The 23,820-nt window shown below is 45.1% G+C and carries 21 protein-coding genes and 1 pseudogene; 15 read left to right on the forward strand and 7 right to left on the reverse strand.

Features of this window, described 5'->3' with window-relative positions; all coding sequences use genetic code 11:
• Nucleotides 1-98 precede the first annotated feature (98 nt).
• The 4 genes from Q0R35_RS16335 to Q0R35_RS16350 all read left to right on the forward strand — a co-directional run bounded on the left by Q0R35_RS16335 (nt 99) and on the right by Q0R35_RS16350 (nt 3,870).
• Complete coding sequence (locus tag Q0R35_RS16335; protein WP_295620761.1) at nt 99-578, forward strand: endonuclease domain-containing protein; 480 nt, start codon at nt 99-101, stop codon at nt 576-578.
• 6 nt (nt 579-584) lie between these two features.
• Nucleotides 585-2,327 carry a 2-succinyl-5-enolpyruvyl-6-hydroxy-3-cyclohexene-1-carboxylic-acid synthase gene (menD, locus tag Q0R35_RS16340; RefSeq protein ID WP_295620765.1) on the forward strand — a complete coding sequence of 581 codons (1,743 nt, stop codon included), beginning with the start codon at nt 585-587 and terminating at the stop codon, nt 2,325-2,327.
• Between the two features lie 106 nt (nt 2,328-2,433).
• Nucleotides 2,434-3,423, forward strand: coding sequence for a GTP 3',8-cyclase MoaA (gene moaA, locus Q0R35_RS16345; RefSeq protein ID WP_295620768.1), 990 nt, complete (start codon nt 2,434-2,436; stop codon nt 3,421-3,423).
• Nucleotides 3,424-3,675: 252 nt separating this feature from the next.
• Nucleotides 3,676-3,870 (forward strand): hypothetical protein, encoded by a 195-nt coding sequence (locus Q0R35_RS16350; protein WP_295620771.1) that lies wholly within the window; start codon nt 3,676-3,678, stop codon nt 3,868-3,870.
• A gap of 71 nt (nt 3,871-3,941) precedes the next feature.
• Here the strand turns inward: Q0R35_RS16350 and rpsD are convergent, their stop codons facing one another.
• Entirely contained in the window at nt 3,942-4,550 is a 609-nt protein-coding gene (gene rpsD, locus Q0R35_RS16355; RefSeq protein WP_295620775.1) for a 30S ribosomal protein S4, read from the reverse strand.
• 99 nt (nt 4,551-4,649) lie between these two features.
• Complete coding sequence (locus tag Q0R35_RS16360; protein ID WP_295620779.1) at nt 4,650-5,720, reverse strand: serine protease; 1,071 nt, start codon at nt 5,718-5,720, stop codon at nt 4,650-4,652.
• 59 nt (nt 5,721-5,779) lie between these two features.
• Between Q0R35_RS16360 and Q0R35_RS16365 the strand changes: the two genes are divergently transcribed.
• The gene (locus Q0R35_RS16365) at nt 5,780-6,103 is read left to right on the forward strand and encodes a 2Fe-2S iron-sulfur cluster-binding protein (RefSeq protein WP_295620782.1); all 324 of its coding nucleotides are present in this window, start codon (nt 5,780-5,782) and stop codon (nt 6,101-6,103) included.
• Nucleotides 6,104-6,240: 137 nt separating this feature from the next.
• Here Q0R35_RS16365 and Q0R35_RS16370 read toward each other — a convergent pair whose 3' ends face one another.
• On the reverse strand, nt 6,241-7,449 hold the full coding sequence (locus Q0R35_RS16370; protein ID WP_295620785.1) for an alpha/beta hydrolase: 1,209 nt from the start codon (nt 7,447-7,449) through the stop codon (nt 6,241-6,243).
• A 115-nt stretch (nt 7,450-7,564) separates the two neighbouring features.
• Between Q0R35_RS16370 and Q0R35_RS16375 the strand changes: the two genes are divergently transcribed.
• The 8 genes from Q0R35_RS16375 to Q0R35_RS16410 all read left to right on the forward strand — a co-directional run bounded on the left by Q0R35_RS16375 (nt 7,565) and on the right by Q0R35_RS16410 (nt 16,771).
• Entirely contained in the window at nt 7,565-8,122 is a 558-nt protein-coding gene (locus Q0R35_RS16375; RefSeq protein ID WP_295620788.1) for a GNAT family protein, read from the forward strand.
• 175 nt (nt 8,123-8,297) lie between these two features.
• A complete protein-coding gene (locus Q0R35_RS16380) occupies nt 8,298-10,130 on the forward strand; it encodes an NAD(P)H-quinone oxidoreductase subunit F (RefSeq protein WP_295620791.1) in 1,833 nt (610 codons plus the stop codon).
• A 108-nt stretch (nt 10,131-10,238) separates the two neighbouring features.
• A complete protein-coding gene (locus Q0R35_RS16385) occupies nt 10,239-11,729 on the forward strand; it encodes an NADH-quinone oxidoreductase subunit M (RefSeq protein WP_295620794.1) in 1,491 nt (496 codons plus the stop codon).
• 301 nt (nt 11,730-12,030) lie between these two features.
• Complete coding sequence (locus Q0R35_RS16390; protein WP_295620797.1) at nt 12,031-13,320, forward strand: CO2 hydration protein; 1,290 nt, start codon at nt 12,031-12,033, stop codon at nt 13,318-13,320.
• Nucleotides 13,321-13,594: 274 nt separating this feature from the next.
• The gene (locus tag Q0R35_RS16395; RefSeq protein ID WP_295620800.1) at nt 13,595-13,996 is read left to right on the forward strand and encodes a fasciclin domain-containing protein; all 402 of its coding nucleotides are present in this window, start codon (nt 13,595-13,597) and stop codon (nt 13,994-13,996) included.
• A gap of 42 nt (nt 13,997-14,038) precedes the next feature.
• Nucleotides 14,039-14,638, forward strand: coding sequence for a DedA family protein (locus Q0R35_RS16400; RefSeq protein WP_295620803.1), 600 nt, complete (start codon nt 14,039-14,041; stop codon nt 14,636-14,638).
• Between the two features lie 156 nt (nt 14,639-14,794).
• A complete protein-coding gene (locus Q0R35_RS16405; protein WP_295620805.1) occupies nt 14,795-15,643 on the forward strand; it encodes an alpha/beta fold hydrolase in 849 nt (282 codons plus the stop codon).
• A gap of 138 nt (nt 15,644-15,781) precedes the next feature.
• Nucleotides 15,782-16,771 (forward strand): LysR family transcriptional regulator, encoded by a 990-nt coding sequence (locus tag Q0R35_RS16410; RefSeq protein WP_295620808.1) that lies wholly within the window; start codon nt 15,782-15,784, stop codon nt 16,769-16,771.
• Nucleotides 16,772-16,820: 49 nt separating this feature from the next.
• Here Q0R35_RS16410 and Q0R35_RS16415 read toward each other — a convergent pair whose 3' ends face one another.
• Nucleotides 16,821-17,765 (reverse strand): DMT family transporter, encoded by a 945-nt coding sequence (locus Q0R35_RS16415; protein WP_295620812.1) that lies wholly within the window; start codon nt 17,763-17,765, stop codon nt 16,821-16,823.
• A gap of 95 nt (nt 17,766-17,860) precedes the next feature.
• Between Q0R35_RS16415 and Q0R35_RS16420 the strand changes: the two genes are divergently transcribed.
• Nucleotides 17,861-19,018, forward strand: a complete 1,158-nt coding sequence (locus tag Q0R35_RS16420) for a class I SAM-dependent methyltransferase (protein WP_295620815.1) — start codon at nt 17,861-17,863, stop codon at nt 19,016-19,018.
• Nucleotides 19,019-19,072: 54 nt separating this feature from the next.
• Here the strand turns inward: Q0R35_RS16420 and Q0R35_RS16425 are convergent, their stop codons facing one another.
• The 3 genes from Q0R35_RS16425 to Q0R35_RS16435 form a co-directional block, all read right to left on the reverse strand.
• Nucleotides 19,073-19,390 (reverse strand): type II toxin-antitoxin system RelE/ParE family toxin, encoded by a 318-nt coding sequence (locus Q0R35_RS16425; protein ID WP_295620818.1) that lies wholly within the window; start codon nt 19,388-19,390, stop codon nt 19,073-19,075.
• Nucleotides 19,387-19,641, reverse strand: a complete 255-nt coding sequence (locus Q0R35_RS16430; RefSeq protein WP_295620821.1) for a type II toxin-antitoxin system ParD family antitoxin — start codon at nt 19,639-19,641, stop codon at nt 19,387-19,389. The genes Q0R35_RS16425 and Q0R35_RS16430 overlap by 4 nt, the downstream gene beginning before the upstream one ends.
• Before the next feature lie 190 nt (nt 19,642-19,831).
• Nucleotides 19,832-20,191 carry a VOC family protein gene (locus Q0R35_RS16435; protein ID WP_295620824.1) on the reverse strand — a complete coding sequence of 120 codons (360 nt, stop codon included), beginning with the start codon at nt 20,189-20,191 and terminating at the stop codon, nt 19,832-19,834.
• Nucleotides 20,192-20,521: 330 nt separating this feature from the next.
• Between Q0R35_RS16435 and Q0R35_RS16440 the strand changes: the two are divergent.
• Nucleotides 20,522-23,820 (forward strand): annotated as a pseudogene (locus Q0R35_RS16440) (magnesium chelatase subunit H); the annotation flags it as partial.

The raw sequence follows: 23,820 nt of genomic DNA on the forward strand, positions 1-23,820 counted from the left end.
GGGGGGGCTTTTCTCCGGCTCCCTCCCCTTTATAAGGGGAGGGTTGGGGTGGGGTAAAGATCTATGCAGCAACTCTAAAATCTCAACAGATTTGAGCAATGACGGAACTATATAATAAAACCTCCGAAAAAGATAAGCGACAACATCTTCGGAATAATATGCCACCCGCCGAACAGTTAGTTTGGGCAAGATTGAAAGGTAGACAAGTCGAAGATTGTAAATTGCGAAGACAGTATAGTGTGGGGGCTTTTGTCATTGATTTTTATAGTGTAGAAATTAAGCTAGCAATAGAAATAGATGGTGAGAGTCATTTTCGTGATGGTGCAGAAGTTTACGATTCAGAGCGACAGTCTTCTATTGAAGCTGCTGGAATTCGATTTTTAAGATTTACAAATCAGCAGGTATATGAAGAGTTGGATGCTGTAATTGAGTCAATTGCACAGATGATTTGTGCTTTGCGAGAATTACCCCACCCCAGCCCTCCCCTTTATAAGGGGAGGGAGCCGGAAAAGCCTTCCCTTACCGCTAAGGCAAGGGGTCTGAAAAAGCCCCCCTTTAGAAGGGGGGTTGGGGGGTAATTCTCGATGAATCAACTCTGGGGATATTTAATTGTTGAAGAACTAATCAGAAATGGTGTCGATTATTTTGTTATTTCTCCTGGCTCTCGATCGACACCATTAACTGTAGCGATAGCTCAAAATCAACGAGCCAATAAAATCATCTGCTTAGACGAAAGAGCGGCGGGTTTTCATGCGATCGGGTATGCGCGTGCTACTGGCAATCCAGCGGTGTTAATTTGTACTTCTGGTACGGCGGCAGCGAATTACTTACCCGCAGTTATTGAAGCATCGATCGATAATATTCCGCTGATTATTTTATCTAGCGATCGACCGCCGGAATTGCGCCAGACGGGGGCAAATCAGACCATTAACCAGGTTAATTTGTATGGCGATTACCCAAACTGGCAATTCGATTTACCTTGCCCTACAGCCGAAATTAACCCCAATGTGGTGTTGACGACGATCGATCTGGCTGTATCTAAAGCGCGACAAGCTCCAGGCGGAGTGGTGCATCTCAATTGTATGTTTCGTGAGCCTTTTGGATCTACAGATGTGCCTGAAGAAATACCTGCGAGTCTGGGTAGATGGAAGGATAATCGATCTCCATATACTCGTTATGCTAATAAATTAACTATTCCGGCTACTGATGAAATTGAGTCTCTGGTTGAAACGATCGCATCCGCCGATAAGGGTATTCTATTCGTCGGACAGTTAAAATCTCCAGCAGAAATTCAGGAGGTAATAAAACTAGCAGCACGGTTAAATTGGGCAGTATTTGCCGATGTGCAGTCGGGGTTGAGATTGCGTCAGGATTTCCCAAATTTAATTCATTGCTTCGATCGATTATTACTAACAGATATCGCTGTAGAGTTAGAACAGGTCGATACGATAGTCCAAATTGGGACGAAAATTGTCTCGTCGCAGTGGTTTAAATGGATCGAGAAACATCCACCGACAAATTATATGGCGATCGCGAATAATCCCGATCGTTACGATCCTATTCATCTAGTATCGCTCAGAATCGAGTCTGACATTACCTATATATGCGATCGATTATGTCAGCAGTTACCGCAGCTCTCCCCGTCAACATGGGTGCAGAAATTACGATCTGCTTCAGATAGAATCGGCGTTACAGCCGCTAAGTTTTTAAAAACCTCGAAATTAACCGAACCACTCATCGCTCGAACTATCTCCGAACTTATCCCCAGTCAACATGGCTTGTGGGTGTCGAATAGTATGCCGATTCGCGATTTAGATATGTTTGGTGTCGGTGCAGCTACTGAAGATTCTCAGTCATTGAGTCTGCGAGTCGGGGCGAATCGGGGGACGAGTGGGATTGAGGGTGCGATCGCCGCAGCGACTGGCTTTGCTGTAGGTTTACAGGCTCCCGTGACGGCAATCGTGGGAGATTTATCGAGCTTACACGACTTAAATTCTTTGGCATTATTGCGGGGAAACTCTCAGCCTGTAATTGTCGTTATTATTAATAATGACGGTGGTGGTATTTTTTCTTTTTTACCGATCGCTAAATCTACCCAAATCTTCGATACTTATTTTGGTACCCCACATGGGTTGAATTTTTGCCATGCAGCAGCCATGTTTGAGTTAGATTATTATCATCCTCAACAGCGGGATGATTTAATTCGGGACTACCAGCAAGCATTATCAGCTCGTCGCAGTGCGATAATTGAGGTAACAACCGATCGCGCTGAAAATCTCCAACTGCATCAAGATCTCAATCTAGCCGTTCAACAATCTAGTATTTAATCGCAAATCATCCCCATCTAGTCATTACTTATTACTTCTTACTTATTACTTCTTACTTCTTACTCCCATCTCCCCGCTCCCCGCTCCGATCGGGCACAATATAAAGATGAATCAGGTAAATTACTTACGAATTAGCCTCATCGATCGTTGCAACTTTCGGTGTCAGTATTGTATGCCCGAAGGAGCCGAACTAGAATATCTCCATCGCCAGCAACTGCTGACTGATGATGAATTATTGACTCTAATTCGGGAAGTATTTATTCCGGTAGGTTTCAACTGTTTTCGGTTGACTGGGGGCGAACCGTTATTACGTAAGGGAATTGTCGATATAGTTGGCTCGATCGCCAGTCTACCAGAGACTCAAGATTTATCGCTGACGACTAATGCTTTTTTGCTGGCGGGGATGGCGGAAGATTTATACAGAGCCGGACTCCGACGGGTAAATATCAGCCTCGATTCGCTTCATGAAGCTACCTTCGATCGCATCGTTGGCACTGATGGCAGATCGCGCTGGCAACAGGTCTGGAATGGGATTTTAGCCGCCGATCGTGCTGGATTTACACCGCTCAAGTTGAATGTGGTGGTGATACCGGGTGTAAATGATGCTGAGGTATTAGATTTAGCGGCTTTGAGTATTGACAAACAGTGGCATGTCCGCTTTATTGAGTTTATGCCGATCGGTAACGATGAGCTATTTAGCGATCGCGGTTGGATATCCTCGGAATCGATTCGCCAGCAAATTCGCGATAAGTGGGGTTTAACCGAGGCGCAGGTGCAGGGAAATGGCCCAGCGGATGTATTTACTATCCCCGGCGCACAGGGAACGCTCGGATTTATCAGTCAAATGTCTGAATGCTTTTGCGACAGGTGCAATCGAATGCGGTTGTCAGCGGATGGTTGGTTGCGTCCGTGTTTGCTCAATGAAACCGGACAATTGGATCTGAAAACTGCGTTACGAAATGGTGTTTCTACCAAGGACTTGCGATCGCAAGTTCGAGATCTACTCGCGCTCAAACCCGAAATTAATTACAAAGGTCGTGAATCTGGAAGCGAAACTGGAACCTATCACCGTACTATGTCTCAAATTGGCGGCTAAAAAATTCGGTTTATGTTAATACTTTAGTCAGGATATACTTCTATGGTAAATTAATTTTAATCCTAAGAATTATATATCGATGGGTCATACAACCGCACAAGCGATAAAACGTTTTGAACTTTGCTGCGAACTTACAGGTAAATACCGAGCGATAAATTTAGTGTCTGTAGACACTCGCAATAGCAACGTTGTTATTCTCGCTGGCGAAGAGATTGTAATTGAAATTAGAAGCAATGGAGAATGGCGGTTTATATGAGCGGAAAACAGAATTTGACGATAATGACTAAAGCCGAGTTGAGAAATTATGTACTCCAGCATCGAGAAGATGAAGAAGCTTTACAACTCTATCTAGACAAGGTACATACCGATAACCCCAGTTCGCAGATTCATAGCCCAGAAGAGAATGTTGGCGATGCTTTAGCTAGATATCTAGAAAACCAAACCTAGAACCTAATACCTAAAACCTAAGTTAAAGAGAACAGATTTTGGATGCAGCCGCCATCCAAAATCCAGAATCTCTACGCTTGGCGAGAGTAGTACTCTACAACCAGTAGCTCGTTGACTTGGAGAGCTACCCATTCGCGATCGATTAGTCCAGTAACTTTACCAGTTAAATTGGGTTTGTCGAATTCTAAATGGTTGGGGGTGTTGGCTAAACCGGGATATTGGAGATTTGCTTCTACCAATTTCTTAGATGCTTCGCGGTTGCGAACGCCAACTACATCGCCAGCGCGACATTGATAACTAGCAATATCCACAGTACGTCCGTTGACGGTGACGTGTCCGTGGTTTACTAGCTGGCGTGCGCCTGGAATCGTGGGAGCCATCGCAAGTCGAAATACAGTGTTATCTAACCGCATTTCGAGTAATTGTAATAAAACTAATCCGGTAGAACCTGTTGCGCGTCTTGCTTTCCGCACGTAGCGGAGCATTTGCTTTTCGGTTACTCCATAGTTCATCCGCAATTTTTGCTTTTCTTCGAGACGGATTGCGTATTCAGAACGCTTTTTCCGGTTTTGACCGTGTTGACCTGGTGGATATGCACGACGTGGTTCTTTCCGAGTTAGTCCCGGTAAGGATCCTAAACGACGTGTAATTCTCAGTCTCGGTCCGCGATATCGGGACATATATTTCCTTAGTGCTTGATACTTAACCCAAAACTCCCATTATTACATACCAGAGTCATTATGACTAGTATTTAGGTGTTAGGCTTTAGGCTTTAGGTATTAGGTATTAGGTTTTGGGGTCGAGGGGCGTTCTAATTGACAGGTGGGACGATCGAGATCGAAGATACCACGTCGATCGAAGCAAGTGGGAATGCGATCGACTAATTGCCCGTAGTTTTCTTGGGGAAAGGTTTGCACGAAGCCATGTTTGCCGACTTCACAAGGGCGATTGAGACTGCACTGAGGTTGTGTGGCGGCGTTGTCGTTTACACCCGTATTAATAATTCCCACTACTTGGCGAGTTTTGAGCGAAATCATTGGCGATCCAGACATTCCCCCGACAATGCTACATTTATGCCTAATCGATTGCTGCCAGTTGTAGATATCTTCTTTGACATTGGCTATTTCTCCAACTTGACAGGTGACTGCGTGGAGGTAATTACGTTCGTCTTTAACACCTTGAGCGGGAATCCCGACGACAAGCAGCGGTTCGCCTAATACTGGCGGTTTGGGGGCAATTTGAAGCGCGTCGATCCCGGCTTTGCTTAATTGTCTTTGGGTGATGTCTAATTCGAGGATCGCAATATCGTTATTTTTCATGGTGCCATAAACCAAGCGTTTGACGGGAATTGTCAGCCGATCGGGTTTAAAATCATGAAAGTAATTAACGGTAAATTGCGTTTTAGTCGATCGATCGACCATAATTTCACGATCGTCGGGTAATTTACCTGCTTTACCCTGACAATGACCGTTGGTAAGCACGTAGGCGGGAGCATTAGGATTTCTACCAGTCGAGATGGCAAACCCCGTACACGTTCCATAATCGACATCGATTAAACCGACTCCATTATATTTGCGTCCGGCGGCTGTCGATAACATTTGCCAGTTAACACGATCGGAATTGACTTCTCGATCGGGTATTTTTTGCCCAGATCGATCGAAAATTGCCGCCTGAACGATATTAGCCGATAAATAACCGCTAGTACCGATCGCCAGTAACAATCCGATACCGATATTTTTGCCAAATTTTAACAGCGATGCACTAACCGAGCGGCTGCGCCATTGCAGGCGAGAAGATCGAAGAGCGCGGGGAAGCTGAAACCGAATTTGAGACACGATCGCGAGTACCATAAATTGTTAAAGTGGAGAATATCTGCTCAAATATTTCGACACACTCAGCATAATCATCCATGACGCAAATTTATACGGTTGAGATCCATCATCAAGGAGAAATTCACACGATCGAAGTTCCTGAAGATAAACAGATCTTACGTGCTGCTGGCGCGGCGGGAATCTATCTACCTACTTCTTGTAACTCAGGAGTTTGCACTACTTGTGCGGCGCAAGTATTGGAGGGACAAGTCGAACAAGGCGATGGGATGGGTGTGAGTCCAGAATTACAAGCGCAGGGCTACACTCTATTATGTGTCGCTTATCCCCGATCGAATCTGAAGATCGTCACCGAAAAAGAAGATGAAGTTTACGAGCTGCAATTCGGACAACATCAACGATGAACTTACCTCTTGCGAGAGCTACGGTTACTAGTGTTTTAGTGAATAGTGAATAGTGGATAGTGAATATTGGATAGTGGGTAATAAATCAGCTCCCCATCCTCCCACCCCTCCCCATCCTCTCACACCCTAAACGTGGGCTATTGCTTGAGTAGTTCCCATGCTAAAAATCGCTCGGTGTAGTAAAGTGCAAGCTGATTGCTTACTCCAGAGAATACCGCATCGAAGGCATGGTCGGCCCAGGGAATTTCGATAAACACGGTGCGATTTCCATGCGATCGCAAACTGCGATCGAGATATTTGCCATACTTAGCTTGGATAATGTGGTCTTTCCCGCCGTAAATTAATAGCGATGCGGGTAGATTGGGTTTGATGGTGTTTATTGGTGAAGCTTGGTAATATCGATCGGGAAATTCTGTCGGCGTACCGCCCAGGAAGGCTCGGAGTGTGACTCTAGACTCGATCGGGTCGGGATTTGGCACATCGTCGTATCCAGCGGTAAGATTGACGGGGCCATAGTAATTTACCAATGCTCGGACGGGAAATGGTGCGTACTGATAAGCGGCTAGCATGGCTAGTTGCGCGCCAGCCGAGCGACCGATCAAGGCGACTCGATCGAGATCTGTTTCATTCTCCTTAGCATGATTTTGCATAAAAGTCAATGCCAGTTTCACATCTTCAATTTGAGCCGGAAACTGATAGGCGGGGGCGTGACGATAAGAAATCGCCCAGACAGTATAGCCTTGAGCGGCAATATAACGATTGAAAGTATCATCGCTATCGGGGCTACCGCGTTGCCAAGCACCGCCATAAATCGACACGATCGCCGGATATTTGCCGACTTGGAGCGGGCGATAGATATTCAGGTACAGGGGTACGCCATCGCGATTATTAAACGGGATCTGGCGATCGATCCGCACTTGCGGGATGGGAATTTTGCCCCAAATATCGGTAATAATCAGCGGCTGCGATCGCATTTTAGCAGTAATTTCAGGCGCGAGATCGCCCAGATAACCGCGTCCTAAACTAGCCTCTATCGCGCTTTGGGCTTGCTGTCGAGCCGCAGGAAATTGGATTAATGGGCTAGCACTCACTACTACAGCTAAACCGCTAATGCCGAGGGCAAGGATAAGTAATCGCGGCGATTGAGAAGTATTAAATCGCCACCTAATGCCACCTAAAATTAGGACGATGCTATTAAAAATAATTAAGCCAGGGCTGATTTCTGGTGCGCCAACACTCAACGGAAGTAGCGCAAAAATTGGTGCGGGAATAACGATCCAGATACTCAACCCGAACCCCACCAAGAGCAGCAGTCCCCAAATCCATGTACCGATTGTTATTACCACTTAGTTGCGATTTTGGGAGCATTAACCATAATTTAGCACCGTCAAATCATAATATAAAAGGATATGAACACACACGATAATTTTATCCGACAGCCATCTAGCTAGCGAGCCGAACATGGAACCAGTCATTCCGCAAGATTTTACAATTAAGACAGCCAGATGTCTGCTCCGGTGCCCAACCCTCGCCGATCTCCCGCAGATATTTTCAGCGACGCGCCATGCCGGGTTTAATAATGGAATGCAATGGGAACCACCGACAACTATCGAGGAGTTAGATGAGCCATTCAGAGAGCAGATTGTCGAATGGGAAACTGGCAACACATTTAGCTTTACAATTGCCGATCCGGTTTCAGATTGCTTAATCGGTAGAATTGGCATCCGCAAAACCAATCGGGTAGATGCCTGGAATATCGGATTTTGGATGCATCCAGAGCAGCAAGGGCGCGGTTATATGACAGAATCGCTGATTGCCATTATTGCATTTGGCTTCGATCGACTCGGTGCTACCCGGATCGAAGCGAGTTACGCACTCTGGAATAAGGCGAGTCAGCGCGTACTCCAAAAAGCTGGCATGAAATTTATTAGATATATCCCCCACGCATTTCAGAAAAAGGGATACTGGATCGAAGCAAATAAAATGGAAATTACCAAGCAAGAATGGCTGATTTTGTAGTTCTTAACCTAATTTAACAATAGCCGATCGGCTTTAAATTATGGTAAAGATAAGTAAATATTAGACTAATTATTAGGTCTAAACCGACGATTCAGCTTTCTTTTATGAGAATTTTGGAGTATTGTTTACATAGAGCTGCTGCTAATCATATTTATTAAACTATAGATTTAAATCTATGCATTCAATAGTCCTCAACACAATTTGGTTGATTCCTTGTTACCCGCTAATTGGGGCAATTTTAGCATTACCTTGGTCTGTGGGCTGGTCGGGAGAACTAGGTACCAGACCAGCAGGTTATCTTAATATTTTCATGGCGGGGATCGCCTTTATTCACGCCTTATCAGCCCTAGTAATTGGCTGGGATTTACCGACTCAAGAACTTAGCTACAGTTGGTTGCACAGCAGCACTTTAAATATCGATTTCCCGATCGAAATTTCGACAATTAGCCTCACCGCGACCGCAGTAGTTACGGCGATTAATCTGGTTTCGCAGATTTATGCAGTCGGGTATCTAGAGATGGACTGGGGCTGGGCGCGGTTTTTCTCATTGATGAATTGCTTTGGCGCGGGGATTTGCGGATTGGTATTATCTAATTCCCTGTTCTTTAGCTATGTATTTCTAGAGCTGCTGACGCTGGCTACTTACTTGTTAGTTGGCTTTTGGTATGCCCAGCCGCTAGTAATTACAGGCGCGCGGGATGCTTTTTGGACGAAACGGGTAGGCGATATCATTCTGCTGATGGGCGTAATTGCGATCTATCCAATTACCGGAACGTGGAACTTCACCGAGTTGGCAACTTGGGCGCAAACGGCTCAAATCGACCCGTCAGTAGCTCTGTTGTTAGGTTTATCTCTAAGTGCTGGGCCATTGGGTAAATGCGCTCAGATTCCCTTTCAGCTTTGGCTAGATGAAGCAATGGAAGCACCGATTCCGGCGACGGTATTGCGGAATGCGGTAGTTGTTGGGGCGGGAGCATTCGTATTGATTAAGCTCGCTCCGGTAATTTCGCTCTCACCATTACTATTAAGTATTTTGGTAGTTTTAGGCGTGGCAACATCTTTTTGTTGTTCGCTAATTGCGATCGCGCAAGTCGATATGAAGCGGGTACTTTCTTATGCTTTAAGTGCTTATATCGGTCTAGTTTTTATTGCTGTCGGTACGCAAAATGTCGATTCTGCTAGATTTATTTTATTTAATGAATCTTTCGGAATGGCATTGCTATACATGAGTATCGGTTCGATTATTTTTACGAATGTTACTCAAGATATCACTCAATTAGGCGGCTTATGGTCGCGTCGTCCGTTTACGGCTTGCTCGATGTTAGTTGCAATCGCTTCATTTGTGGCGGTGCCTCCTTTGGGTGGTTTTTGGGGCTTTTGGCAATTGATTCAAAGCTTGTGGGTGGAACAACCTTGGTTGGTAGGCGTAATTTTAATTGTCAATACGTTAACAACACTTAGTTTGGTTCGCTTATTTTGTCGGATCTTCTTGGGTAAAACCCAACCGATGTCAGAGCGATCTGTCGAACCATTTTGGCTGATTAGTTTACCTGTAATTTTCTCGGCTGTTTTTATCTGTCATTTACCGATTATTATCCGAGACTTGGGCATGTTACCAAGCTTGGATAAATCAAATGTGATGCTGGCTCCACTGTTAGTGTGGTCGAGTATTTCTGGAGTAGCAACAGGTGGATTATTGTATGGAGTTAATGCGATCGCCAAACCGATTAAGTTACCGATTCCTGCGGTTCAAAACTTTTTTACCAACGATTTTTACGTGCAACGTTTTTATCAGTTAACTATTGTCTGGTTGGTAGCTACTGGTGCTAAATTAGTTAATTGGTTCGATCGATATATTGTCGATGGCTTGGTCAATCTGATTGGTATTGGTACGCTCTTTAGCGGTCAAACTCTCAAATATACTACTTCCGGTCAATCGCAACTTTATATTCTACTCGCATTTTCAGGAATTATTATAGTTGGGCTGATGATGGGATTACTAGTTTAATAGAGTTGGGTGTTGTCTTTGTTCGTAAAAATGTGACTCAAGTTGCTTAGTAATAATCCACGATAACGATCGTGAGTTTGAGATATTTAAAGAGGAGGATGTAAGATTGTGTTGAGTGCAATTATTTGGCTACCTGTTTTAGGAGCAATTTTAATTGGAGTATCACCGAAGTTTAGTCGATCGATCGCATTAGCTGTATGTGTAACAACGCTAGCGGTGTCGATTACGATTGCCGGGACTTTTAATTATCAGGATTCAGGATTGCAATTTATCGAACATTTGAATTGGATCGAGCCGTTGGGTTTAGATTACAATTTAGGTATCGATGGTTTGTCTTTACCGCTAGTCGTGCTTAATACCTTACTAGTATTACTAGCAGTCCAAGCGACAGATATCAAAGTAGAAAGACCTCGACTATTTCATGCATTGCTGCTATTGGTCAGTGCGGCAATCACCGGAGCTTTTCTCGCTCAGAATTTACTCTTGTTCTTCCTGTTTTACGAACTAGAACTAATTCCGCTCTATCTATTAATTGCCATCTGGGGTGGTGAGAAACGCGGCTACGCAGCCACCAAGTTCCTGATTTATCAAGCTTTATCAGGGGTAATTTTACTAGCTGGTTTCTTGAGTTGGGCGTGGTTTAGCAAGACTGGCGATTTTAACTATGAATCTCTAGCTGCTACTCATTTACCTGCCAACTTACAGCTATTATTCCTGTGCATAATTGTGCTTGGCTTTGGAATTAAAATGCCGCTGGTACCTTTCCATACTTGGTTACCCGATGCTTATGTCGAAGCCCCGACACCCGTGTCGATGTTACTCGGCGGAATTGTCTCTAAGTTGGGCACATATGGATTAATTCGCTTTGGCTTGGGTTTATTCCCCGATGCCTGGTTGATTGTCGCGCCTTGGTTGGCACTAATTTCGGTCGTTACCGCTATCTATGGTAGTTTAATTGCGATCGCCCAAACCGATATCAAGAAAACCATTGCCTACAGTTCTGTCGCTCATTTAAGCTATGTACTGCTGGCTACTGCTGCGGGAAATTCCCTCAGCATTTTAGGTGCAGTCTATCAGATGGTGGCTCACGGCTTAATTCTCGCCTTATTATTTAACCTCGTCGGCATCATCGAAGCCAAAACTGGCTCCCGTGACATTAATAAACTGCACGGTTTACTCAATCCCAAACGCGGTTTGCCCTTCGTCGGATCGACATTAATTCTCACCATGATGGCGAGTGCTGGGATTCCGGGGATGGTAGGTTTTATCGGTGAATTTCTCTCCTTCCAAGGCAGTTATGCCACCTTCCCAATTCCGACTCTTATCTGTCTGGCGAGTACGGGTTTAACTTCGATTTATTTCGTGATTATTATCAATCGCACCCTATTTGGCAAGTTAGCAGAAGATTTTACCTATCTACCCAAAGTCACCGCCACCGAAAGGGTTCCGGCAATTATTCTTACCGCTCTAATTATTTTGCTAGGTATCCAACCCAATATCCTAATTTCGCAGATCCAAGTTACCACCGACAACATCGTCGCTACTCTGCCTACGACGGGTACGCAAATCGCTGGAATAGAAACTAAAACATCAGATTAAAAATCTCCTTCTCGGAATAGAAATTGGAAAATAAGATCCGGGAAATCCCCTCCTCTGCGCAGGCAGACGCTTCGCGAACGGAGCGGCGTTTTTATTCTGGGGTTCCCCCAGAATAAAAAAACGACAAGAGAGGGGTGCCCGTAGGGCGGGGTGGGTTAGATCTCCGCAGCAAATCCAACAAACATGCGATAGGAACTAGTGAGGAGGGCGGGTTTGAATGAGATCGTTAGTAAAAGCGACATTAATTCCATAAACCCGCCCCTAAAGATTTACAATCCAAAATCCAAAATCCAAAATTCCCATGACAGCCACCACAGCAACCCAATTACCACCATCCACCCATCAATTTGCCGATGTCATCCATCGCCTCGAAGCAGGTGGCGCAATGCTACCAGATACGCCCGAAAACTTGATGCAAATTATCGGTTTGTACAAAGCCTACGCCGTACCGATGGACTTTTACTGGCGCGACTTATTGTATATAGCCGAACGCGTCTTCCTCAATCCCCTGCCTGCATTTAAGTACTTTCTGCCCCAAGAATACCTAGACTTACCCAACCACTACGCAGGCGAAACTGCTGACTTGCGAATTTGGCAAAAAGGTGAGGCTTCCGCTCACCCAGAACTCTTGGAATTTATGGAAAATGGGCGCAGTGCTAAAATGCCCAAAATTTTCCATCACTTATTACACGATCGGATTAACATGGAGTTTGCCGAAGCTTGTATGCAAGCCATGTACTGGCATCGTGGCATGGGCGGCAGGTTCGATCCGTACTTAGATACCGACGAATACAAGCAAAATGCCGATCGAGCCATTAAAGCATATTTTAAGGGCAATCCGGCGATGTTGGCTCTGTACAAACTTTTCCCCGATATGTTCATCGAACAAGTGCGGGTAATGTCTTACTATTCCAACTTAGGACTATTTTGGGAAGTGATGGCTCCCGTCTTTTTTGAAATGAGCGATCTTTACGATGAGGGTAAAATTGCCTCCGTTCCCGATGCGATGAATTTCTTGATAAATGGCATTTTTGCCGTCGCGGGCAGACCGATTTATCATCATGTCTACATCGATGGCGAAATGTTTGAAATTATCCCTAAATCTTGTGGATTTACCTGGTTGTATGAAGCGGCTTTGCCTTATGTAGAAGCCGTATTCTACCGGACGGCACCATTTCGCGGTACGAAATCATATAATGCTCAAGCAGAGCAAGTACCAGCGGGGCAAGACGATTTTCACTATGGAATTCTCTATGCCGATGTCAATCCAGTCGGGAGTGCCGGAATTCCGCCGACATTATTAATGGATGATATGTATCATTTCTTGCCACAATATTTGCTCGATTATTATGAGCAACATTGTCGGGGTAAAGATGATATGTTAATTCAATTAGGTGTGAGTTTTCAACGATCGATGTATTGTGTAACTTCAGCAGTTATTCAAGCTTTACGTGCGGCTTTACTCTACCCATTAGATGATACTAATCCCAAGCATCTGGAGCAAAATCGTCAGTTCTTTGAATCGCAAATCGACAGATTTAAACGTCCAGAAGCGCGATTGAGTGATATTCAAAATCAGGAGTATCGATAATTAGACAAATCTACCCTCGATCGAGTTAGTCACTTACTGTAGGGTGGGCTGCCCACAAACAAATTTAGCGATCGCATGAGTCGATCTAAAAACGAACATTCAGTACATATAGCCGCCGCCATATCGGTTAGGACACAAACCCGACTTTTTGAAAAAGTCGGGTTTGTAGCTAGCACTATCTTACTGTCCTAATCGCCTTGGCGGTTGCTATAGTACTTACTTAAAAAGGTGGGCAGTGCCCACCCTACAAAATTAGAGTTTTCTTAAAAGTAACATGCCAAATATCGTAGAAATCGCCGTTAGTAATGACAACTTTACCACCCTTGTCGCCGCCGTCCAAGCTGCGGGATTAGTCGAAGCTTTACAATCGCCGGGGCCATTTACTGTCTTTGCCCCAGTCGATGCCGCCTTTGCCGCTTTACCCCCCGGTACGGTGCAAACCTTAGTCCAAAATCCACCCCAACTAGCCCGCATTCTCAAATTCCATGTGGTATCGGGCAAGTATACTCAAGCCGATTTAGCCAAGCTCGGCAAGGTAGAATCTTTAGAAGGTGCCACGATTCCCATTAATTGCACCGATGCTTTTGAAGTCAAAAACTCGACCGTAATCGCTGCGGATATTGAAGCTGACAATGGGATAATTCATGTTATCGATCGAGTTATGTTAATGGGATAGGTCGATCGATCGATCGTAAATATCTATAGGGTAATTCACGCAATGGCAGAATGGGTTATCGGGTTAATGAGTAGTCTGGGCTACTGGGGTATCGGACTACTAATGTTTTTAGAAAATCTGTTTCCACCGATTCCATCGGAGCTAATTATGCCATTAGCCGGATTTACAGTATCGCAAGGCAAAATGAACTTTGGGGTTGCTGTTTTTGCTGGGACTGTGGGCACGATGGCTGGTACTTATGCCTGGTATTATCTAGGACGGTTGGCGAATTATCAACGGTTGCAGACTTGGACGGAACGCTATGGCAAATGGATAAGAGTTACTGCTAGAGATATCGATCGAGTCAATGATTGGTTTAATAAACATGGCTCAAAAGCAGTATTTTTCGGTCGGATGGTACCGGGGATTCGCACGTTAATTTCCCTACCTGCGGGAATGAATAACATGCCGTTTGTCAGTTTTACCATTTACTCGACCATCGGTACTTTAATTTGGACGCTGGCATTAACTACCGCCGGATTCTTATTAGGCGAAAATTATGCTTCGATCGAAGATTACATCGCTCCCGTTTCTAAAGTAGTCTTATTTGGGCTAATTGGATTGCTCGGCTACTTCGTATTCAAAAAAATGCGATCGGCTTAAAGTGTTGGGTTTCATTTTAAAGCAACATGAGTTTAGGTGTGTTGGGTTTCATTCTTCAACCCAACCTACAGATCTTTGGCTGTCGCGAAAGTCGCAGGCTATCCACCGATCGCAGTCACAGACTAGACTGAGAATAAATTATATCCAAATCTTACTGTGGCTAAAATAACGAAGAATTCTGTCAAAGTCGGCACTCTAGAATGGTTCTATGGCGAACTGGCTCCTGTCGGCGGGGAAAATCTGCAAACGGCAATTTTGCTACATGGATTACCCTCTCAAAGTTTAACTTGGACGGGATTAATGCCACCCCTAGCCGAGCAGGGCATCAGAACCATCGCACCAGATTGGATTGGGTTTGGGAATTCTAGCAAGCCAGAGAAACGAGACTTTGCCTACACTCCAGATGCCTTTATTACGGCGTTTGCGGCAATGATGGATAAGTTTGGTCTCGATCGAGTTTCGCTAGTCGTCCAGGGCTTTCTAGGTACCGTAGGCATTCAATACGCACTCCGTTATCCCGATCGAGTTGACAAGTTAGCGATTTTAAACGCACCGCTGACAACTGGAGCCAAGCTACCTTGGACGTTAAAACAGTTAAGCTTGCCAGTTGCGGGAGAAATGCTGACTCAAGATCCGCTCTCTGTCGAGCGCACGTTAGAAGCTGGGTGTAAATCGACGATCGAAGATAAGTATCTCGAAGTCTATCGCAAACCCTACCTCAAAAGTTCGGCACCAGGTCGATCTTTACTAGCGACGCTCCGCAATCTGCGGCTGGCGGAATCTTTAACAGAAATTAGCACGGGACTGCCCAAATTAGATATCCCGATTCAAATATTATGGGGTGTTAACGACCCTTGGCTCGATCTGGCTCCAGTCGAAACCTTTGTAAAATCTTTAAAACATGGCGAACTTGTCACTTTACCCACTGCGGCACACTATCCTCAAGAACACTGTTATGCTGAAATTAATCGATCGCTAATTCCATTTTTACGGCAGCAAGGCTAACAAATATTGTCAGTTAATTCCTTGGATCGCGGCACTTTAATCCCAAATTGTCTCGATCGAGAACTAAGTACTAACCGGATATGGTACTGTCAATGAGAGTCGATAGTCTATCGCCACTAATCTTACACGTTCATTGCTATGTCTGACCTGCCTTTCACTCTGGATCAGCTACGGATTCTCAAGGCAATTGCCGCAGAGGGAAGTTTTAAACGTGCTGCTGATAGCTTATATGTTTCTCAACCTGCGGTCAGTTTACAGGTTCAAAACCTCGAACGTCAATTAGATGTGCCGTTATTCGATCGCGGTGGGAGACGCGCGCAGTTAACTGAAGCGGGACATTTATTGCTCAGTTATGGCGAAAAGATCATTACGCTCTGTCAAGAAACTTGTCGCGCCATCGAAGATTTGCAAAATCTTCAAGGTGGTACGCTGATTGTCGGTGCGTCTCAAACGACAGGTACTTATTTGCTCCCGCGCATGATTGGGGTATTTCGCCAAAAATATCCCGATGTTTCGGTGCAGTTACACGTTCATTCTACTCGGCGGACGGCATGGAGCGTAGCGAACGGACAGGTAGATTTAGCAATTATTGGCGGTGAGGTTCCCGCCGAACTACAAGAATCTTTAGATATTCTGCCTTATGCTGAAGATGAATTTGCATTAATTTTACCGACTACACATAGTTTTGCCGGATTAAAGAGCATTCCTAAAGAAGATCTCTACAAACTCCAGTTTATTTCGTTAGACTCTCAATCGACAATTCGCAAGGTAATCGATCGAGTCTTGACTAGATGCGGTATCGATCCCAATCGTCTGAAAATTGAAATGGAATTAAATTCGATCGAAGCCATTAAAAATGCCGTTCAGGCAGGCTTAGGAGCCGCATTTGTATCTTCATCAGCCATCGAACGAGAAGTTGAAAATGGCACCTTACATCGAGCATATATCGATGGTGTGACGATCGATCGCATTCTTTCGGTGATCGTCAATCCCAATCGCTATCGTTCTAAAGCCGCCGAAGCTTTCGCTCAAGAAATTCTTCCCAATTTTACCTCTTATCCTTGGGATGCAACTAAGCTTTTTTCTAAGCGAGTCAAAGCAGAAATTGACATTGAGGAAGAGGCATAGGGATTAGGTTTTAGGTTTTAGGTTTTAGGTTTTAGGTTTTATAAGTAACTTACTCCTTACTCCTTACTCCTCTCACTCCCTTACCGAGCGAGATTGAAATCGAGCCAGTGACGACGAGGAGCGCGCCGAATAATCCTAGTGCGGTGATATGTTCGGGGGCGACTAAATTGGGTGCGATATAAGCCGTTATTTCCATCGACACGATCGTAAAAATGGGAGCTAAAGCCAAAATTGCACTCACTCGCGATGCTTCCCAGTGTTGGAGCGATTCGGCAAAAGCCCCGTAAGCGACGACAGTATTTAAACCGCAAAAAATCAACGCCATCCATTCGATCGAATCGAGCTGCATTAATGTTTGTGGTTTTGCCATCGTTCCAAAGACGATCGTACAAACACCATAAATTACCCACATAATATGTGTAGATGCTAACTTAGTCAATAATTGCTTTTGAATTAAGGCATAAATAGCCCAACTGGCACCAGCAACAATTAACATGATACTACCGCTAATATATCGCTCGCTCTGTGTCGCCATTATCTTTAACTGTTCGTAAAAGAACCCGATAAATCCAGCTAAAAGAATCCCGACTCCCAGCCACTGATAGCGAGTATAACGTTCCTTAAAAATTACCAAACCACCCAAGCTTAGAAATACTCCTGCTAATTGAATTAAAACTTCCGCATGAGATGGCGAAGTAGCTTTCAATCCCATTACAAAGAAAATATAATTTCCGACTAAACCCAGAATTGCGATCGCAAACAAATACAGAGGTACAGATCTTAATTGAGACAACTTGGGTAAATTGTTTTGGCTGGCAAGATAACCACCAAGTAAAACAAAAGCAGTAATAAATCGGAACCAATTAATTGTATAAACATCTAACTTTTTTAACACGACTGCTAGTGCAACTGGTACCAATCCCCATAAAATTACTGTAATTAAAGATAGTCCCAATCCCAACCGCCAGTTGCCCGTCGTCCGATGAAGTTCCATTATTTAGGTATAATTATTGAATAAGTAAGAAGTAAGAAGTAAGAGTAAGAGTTGCAGAGCGTGATTAATTGTAGGTACAGAGGAAGCCTAGCTGAATGGATAATAATTTAGAATTAATGGCAATTATCGCCGATCGAACCTGCCGATCTCCAAATCGGCAGATTACTTTTGCTGAGTATATGGAATTAGTATTGTATCATCCTCAGCAGGGTTATTATGCCACCAGTGCCGAACGCATTAGCGAACGCGGCGATTTTCTAACGTCGCCCCATTTAGCTGCTGATTTTGGGGAAATGTTAGCAATTCAACTATATCAAATTTGGCAGATTTTAGGCACGCCATCAATATTTAATATTGTCGAAATGGGTGCTGGAACGGGATTATTAGCAAGCCAAATTCTTGAGTATTCACGTACAACATATCCTGACTTTTTCCAATCGATCGAATATGTAATTATCGAAGTTGCTCCAGCGATGCAAATTGCCCAGCAGCAGCAATTAAAAGATGTACCCGTACGCTGGTGTAATTGGACAGAAATACCCGATCGATCGATCGTTGGTTGCTTTTTGTCAAACGAACTAATCGATGCTTTTCCAGTCCATCAAATCGTCGTTAAAGATCGGCAACTTCAAGAGGTTTATATTACCTGCGATCGAGGTAGTAATATTTCAGAAAATATTGATAAAATATCTACAGAGAAGCTGCATGAATATTGGCAACTGAATCAGATTAACTTACTTAATGGCAAATATCCAGATGGATATCGCACCGAGGTAAATTTAGCAGCACTAAGATGGCAAGAACAGGTTTTTAAAAAGTTACAGCGTGGCTACATTATCTCGATCGATTATGGCTATACAGCCGATCGCTATTACAATCCAATGCGATCGCAGGGTACCTTACAATGCTACTATCAACATGCCCATCATAGCGACCCCTATATCAATATCGGCAATCAAGATATTACCGCACATGTCGATTTTACCGCCCTCCAAAAGCAAGGCGAATTGTTAGGTTTAGAAACAGTCGGATTCATCCAGCAAGGACTATTTTTAATGGCATTAGGTTTAGGCGATCGCATTGCGGCAATTTCTAGTAATGAGGATCGGGATGTTCGATCGCTACTGCAACGCCGTCAAAACCTTCATCAATTAATCGATCCGATGGGATTGGGCAAATTTGGCGTATTAATTCAAAGTCAGGGCTTAACCGATCGAGAAAGTTCGATATTATTAACAGGTTTATCGATCTAATATATCAAGCAAAAAGCAATCCTGGGGCGAAAAAGTTATTGATTGAGTCAATATTTATAAATCTTTTAAAAGTGGGGCAAAATCTCTGCTTGCATGAATAATGCGGAGAATTTCGACAATATCGTCATCATAGCGATAAAAGATGAGATATTTTTTGAAACCTTGGACAGCCCATTTGCGAATGTTGACAAGATCCTCTTCTTCACTTTCATAAAGATTGCCCATCCCAGGCATTCGCGCCAAGGCTGCAAAAGTTTGACGTGCGGCATCGAAAAACTCGAAAGCACTATCGATGTTATTTTGAGCCAGATAATCAAAATGCTCTTGAATGTCGAGAGTGGCATCCTCGTGTACTAAAATAGGTTGATTCATACTTGAGGCGGAAGTCGATCTTTGAGATCTTGACGTTGCTGCTCCCACCACTTATCGGTAGCTTCGACGGTGCGATCTTTTTGGAGTGTAGATCTCAGCATCGCATTAACTTTCTGCTTGGCTTGACGCTCTTGCTCTCGTTCGATTAAAGCTGTGAGAAACTCATCCGCAGTACCATAGTGACCGCTAGCTATTTGTCGATCGATATAGGCTTTAGCTGCTTCTGGTAAAGCAATGGTAAGGTAAGTCATCGGGCTGTTTGAGTTCGTTGGCGTAGCCTCTGGTTTAGAGCATCGAGACTAATTGAATTATAACTTACGAATAGCTAGAATACTCGGTCATTAAGTACCCATCTATGGGTGGAAATGGTGGGCGAAAATTATCGGATCGATATCTAAATCTATAATTTGCCCACCCCTAAAACATCAGATCTGAGTAAAACTAACTATCGCTCTTCGCCGTTGGCTGCAATAAACTGACTAAATGACCGTCAGGAGTACGGATGGCGGCAACCTTGCCAAAAGATGGTTCGCGGACGCGACCTTCGAGGCTAGCACCTAATTGCTCTAATTTCGCGATCGCACTTTGAATATCATCGACGTGGAAGCTTAAAATTGGCGAAGAGCCACTATCGGCATTCGACTCGGCGGCATGTAGCGCAATCGTCGTACCATTAGCATCTAACTCAGCCCAGCCAGGGCTAGACATCTTGACTGGTAGCCCCAACCCTTCGCTGTAGAACTTCAGCGATGTGGGGATACTTTTGACCATTAACATAATGTGCTTAAATTCAGCCGCCATAACTTTTTATTTGGTGTGGATTTATGCTTAGTATAAATGCTTCATGTCAAGATTTGTGTCGATAAGTTGAGAAAAACACCAAGAGACGATCTATGAATCGCAAACAAATGTAAAGTTTTTCTTTGCAAATTGTGTCGGATAAAGTCAGAAAGCACCACCTGTTATAGATTTTCTGCTAAAAATAAATGAAGAGCAAAAACTGAGTAGATAATCCGCAGTCAACGTTACAAATGTAAACACTGCTGTTTAACTCACTATTATCTCTACAGCTCATCTTTAGCTACTTGCCCGCAACTTCACCCGATCTTTACCCTGTAGGAGCAATACCGCATGTTCACCAACGTCAAGTCCACCATTAGACATATAACTCCCGACGACGTGCGGGGCAGACAGTTATTGAAGGTGGTCTATGTTGTGCTAGAGCCACAGTACCAGAGCGCGATTTCTGCTGCTGTGAATGCCATTAACGACCACAACCCCAAAGTAGCGATCGAAATTAGTGGCTATCTCTTAGAAGAACTTCGCGATCCTGAGAATTATGCCGGATTACAGCGCGAGATTCAAACCGCAAATATCTTCATCGCTTCATTGATTTTTATTGAAGATTTAGCCGAAAAAGTCGTCGCTGCTGTTGCTCCCTATCGGGATAATTTGGATGTGGCGGTGGTGTTTCCGTCGATGCCTGCGGTGATGCGGTTGAGCAAGATGGGCAGTTTTTCGCTGGCACAATTAGGTCAATCCAAAAGTGCGATCGGCGAGTTCATGAAGAAGCGCAAAGCTAAGGCTGGCGCGGGTAGCTTCCAAGATGGAATGCTCAAATTATTGAATACGCTTCCAAATATTCTCAAGTATTTACCGATCGAAAAAGCCCAAGATGCCCGAAACTTTATGCTAAGTTTCCAGTAGTGGCTCGGTGGTACTCCAGAGAATCTAGAAAACTTTTTCTTGATGTTGGCCGATCGGTATGTCTTAAAAGAAGATGATACCCTCAATTCAACTGCTTCTGCTGGCGAAATTAAATATCAAGATCCGGTTACTTTTCCCGACATTGGCATCTGGCACCCCCTCGCGCCCCAAATGTTTGAAGATATTAAAGAATATCTCAATTGGTTTAATAGTCGCCGCGATATTTCCGCCGCCCAAAAAGATCCGAATGCACCCTGTATCGGTCTAGTATTGCAACGCACCCACATCATCACAGGCGATGCGGCACATTATGAAGCCGTGGTGCAAGAATTTGAAGCAATGGGTGCGAAAGTCATCCCCGTCTTCTCCGGTGGTCTGGACTTCTCCAAGCCCCTAGAAGCCTTCTTCTTCGACCCGATTGACAAAACTAACGCGATCGTCGATGCGGTAGTCTCCCTGACCGGATTTGCCCTAGTAGGTGGCCCAGCACGTCAAGATCATCCCAAGGCGATCGACCTACTCAAACGCTTGAATCGTCCCTACATGGTCGCCCTCCCCCTCGTCTTTCAAACTACCGAAGAGTGGGAAGATAGCGATTTAGGCTTACACCCAATTCAAGTCGCTCTACAAGTCGCCATTCCCGAATTAGACGGTGCGATCGAGCCTATCATTCTATCAGGTCGCGACGGTATGACCGGACGTGCGATCGCCCTCCAAGACCGCATCGAAGCCATCGCCGGACGCGCCATGAAATGGGCAAACCTCCGCCGCAAGCCAAAAGTAGACAAGAAAGTTGCGATTACAGTCTTTAGTTTCCCTCCCGATAAAGGCAACGTTGGTACAGCCGCTTATTTAGACGTATTCGGATCCATTTTTGAAGTCCTCCAAGGCTTGAAAAAAGATGGTTACGATGTCCAAGATCTGCCCAAATCAGCGAAAGAATTACTCGAAGCGGTAATTAACGACGCGCAGGCTCAATACAATAGCCCCGAACTCAGCGTCGCCTACCGGATGTCAGTGCCCGAATACGAAGCACTCACCCCCTACTCCGAAAAACTCAACGAAAGTTGGGGGCCACCACCAGGTAATCTCAATAGCGACGGTCAAAATCTGGTTATTTACGGCAAACATTTCGGCAATATCTTCATCGGCGTACAGCCTACATTTGGTTATGAAGGCGACCCCATGCGGTTGTTATTCTCTCGTTCCGCCAGCCCCCACCACGGTTTCGCCGCTTACTATACCTACCTCGAAAAAGTTTGGGAAGCAGACGCAGTACTCCACTTTGGTACCCACGGCTCCCTAGAATTCATGCCTGGTAAGCAAATGGGTATGTCCAACGACTGTTTCCCCGATAGTCTCATCGGCAATATTCCCAACCTCTATTACTACGCCGCGAATAATCCTAGCGAAGCAACCATCGCCAAACGTCGTTCCTACGCCGAAACCATCTCCTATCTCACACCTCCAGCCGAAAACGCTGGACTCTACCGAGGCTTGCAAGAACTCGGCGAACTCGTCGGCTCTTACCAATCCCTGCGCGACAGCGGACGCGGCGTGCAAATTGCCAACACAATTATGGACAAAGCGCGGATTTGTAACCTCGATAAAGATATCCAAATTCCCGACATCGATGCGGGGACAATGGAAATTGAAGCACGGGATAATATCGTCGGTGCAGTCTATAGCCGCCTGATGGAAATTGAATCGCGTTTACTCCCCTGCGGACTCCACGTAGTTGGTAAACCACCCACAGCCGAAGAAGCAGTCGCCACGCTCGTAAATATAGCATCACTCGATCGCGAAGAAGAAGGCATCAAAGGCTTACCGCGCATCATCGCCGAAAGTTTAGGACGCGACCTAGAAGAAGTGTATCAAAATAACGATCGCGGCATCCTCGAAGATGTCCAACTCTTACAAGATATCACCCAAGCCATCCGCGAAGCCGTCGCCTCCATCGTCACCGCACAAGTCAACGACGAAGGGCGAATTTCCCTCGTCTCCCGCTTGAACCTATTCAACATGGGACGCAAAGATGCCTGGGTCGAATCCCTCTACGCCTCCGGTTACAAAAAAGTTAACCTCGAAGAAGTCGCCCCCCTGTTTAAATACCTCGAATTCTGCCTCGAACAAGTTTGTGCAGACAACGAACTCGGCGCACTCCTCCAAGGATTAGGCGGCGAATACATCCTCCCAGGGCCAGGAGGCGACCCGATTCGCAACCCCGATGTCTTACCCACAGGTAAGAACATGCACGCCCTCGATCCTCAATCCATCCCTACCGAAGCCGCAGTTAAATCAGCCAAGGTAGTTGTAGACAGGCTGCTCGATCGGCAAATGCGCGATAATAACGGTCAATATCCCGAAACCATCGCTTGCGTCCTCTGGGGTACAGACAACATCAAAACCTACGGCGAATCCCTCGCCCAAATCATGTGGATGGTCGGCGTTAAACCCGTCCCCGATGCCCTCGGACGAGTCAACAAACTCCAAATGATCTCCCTCGAAGAACTCGGTCGTCCCCGCATCGATGTCGTCATCAACTGTTCCGGCGTATTCCGCGACCTGTTCATCAACCAAATGAACCTCCTCGACCAAGCCGTGAAAATGGCCGCCGAAGCCGATGAACCATTAGAAATGAACTTCATCCGCAAACACGCCCTAGTTCAAGCCGAAGAAATGGGCATCAACCTGCGTCAAGCCGCCACCCGCGTCTTCTCCAA

The organism is Chamaesiphon sp. GL140_3_metabinner_50, assembly GCF_025361915.1.
GTDB lineage: Bacteria > Cyanobacteriota > Cyanobacteriia > Cyanobacteriales > Chamaesiphonaceae > Chamaesiphon.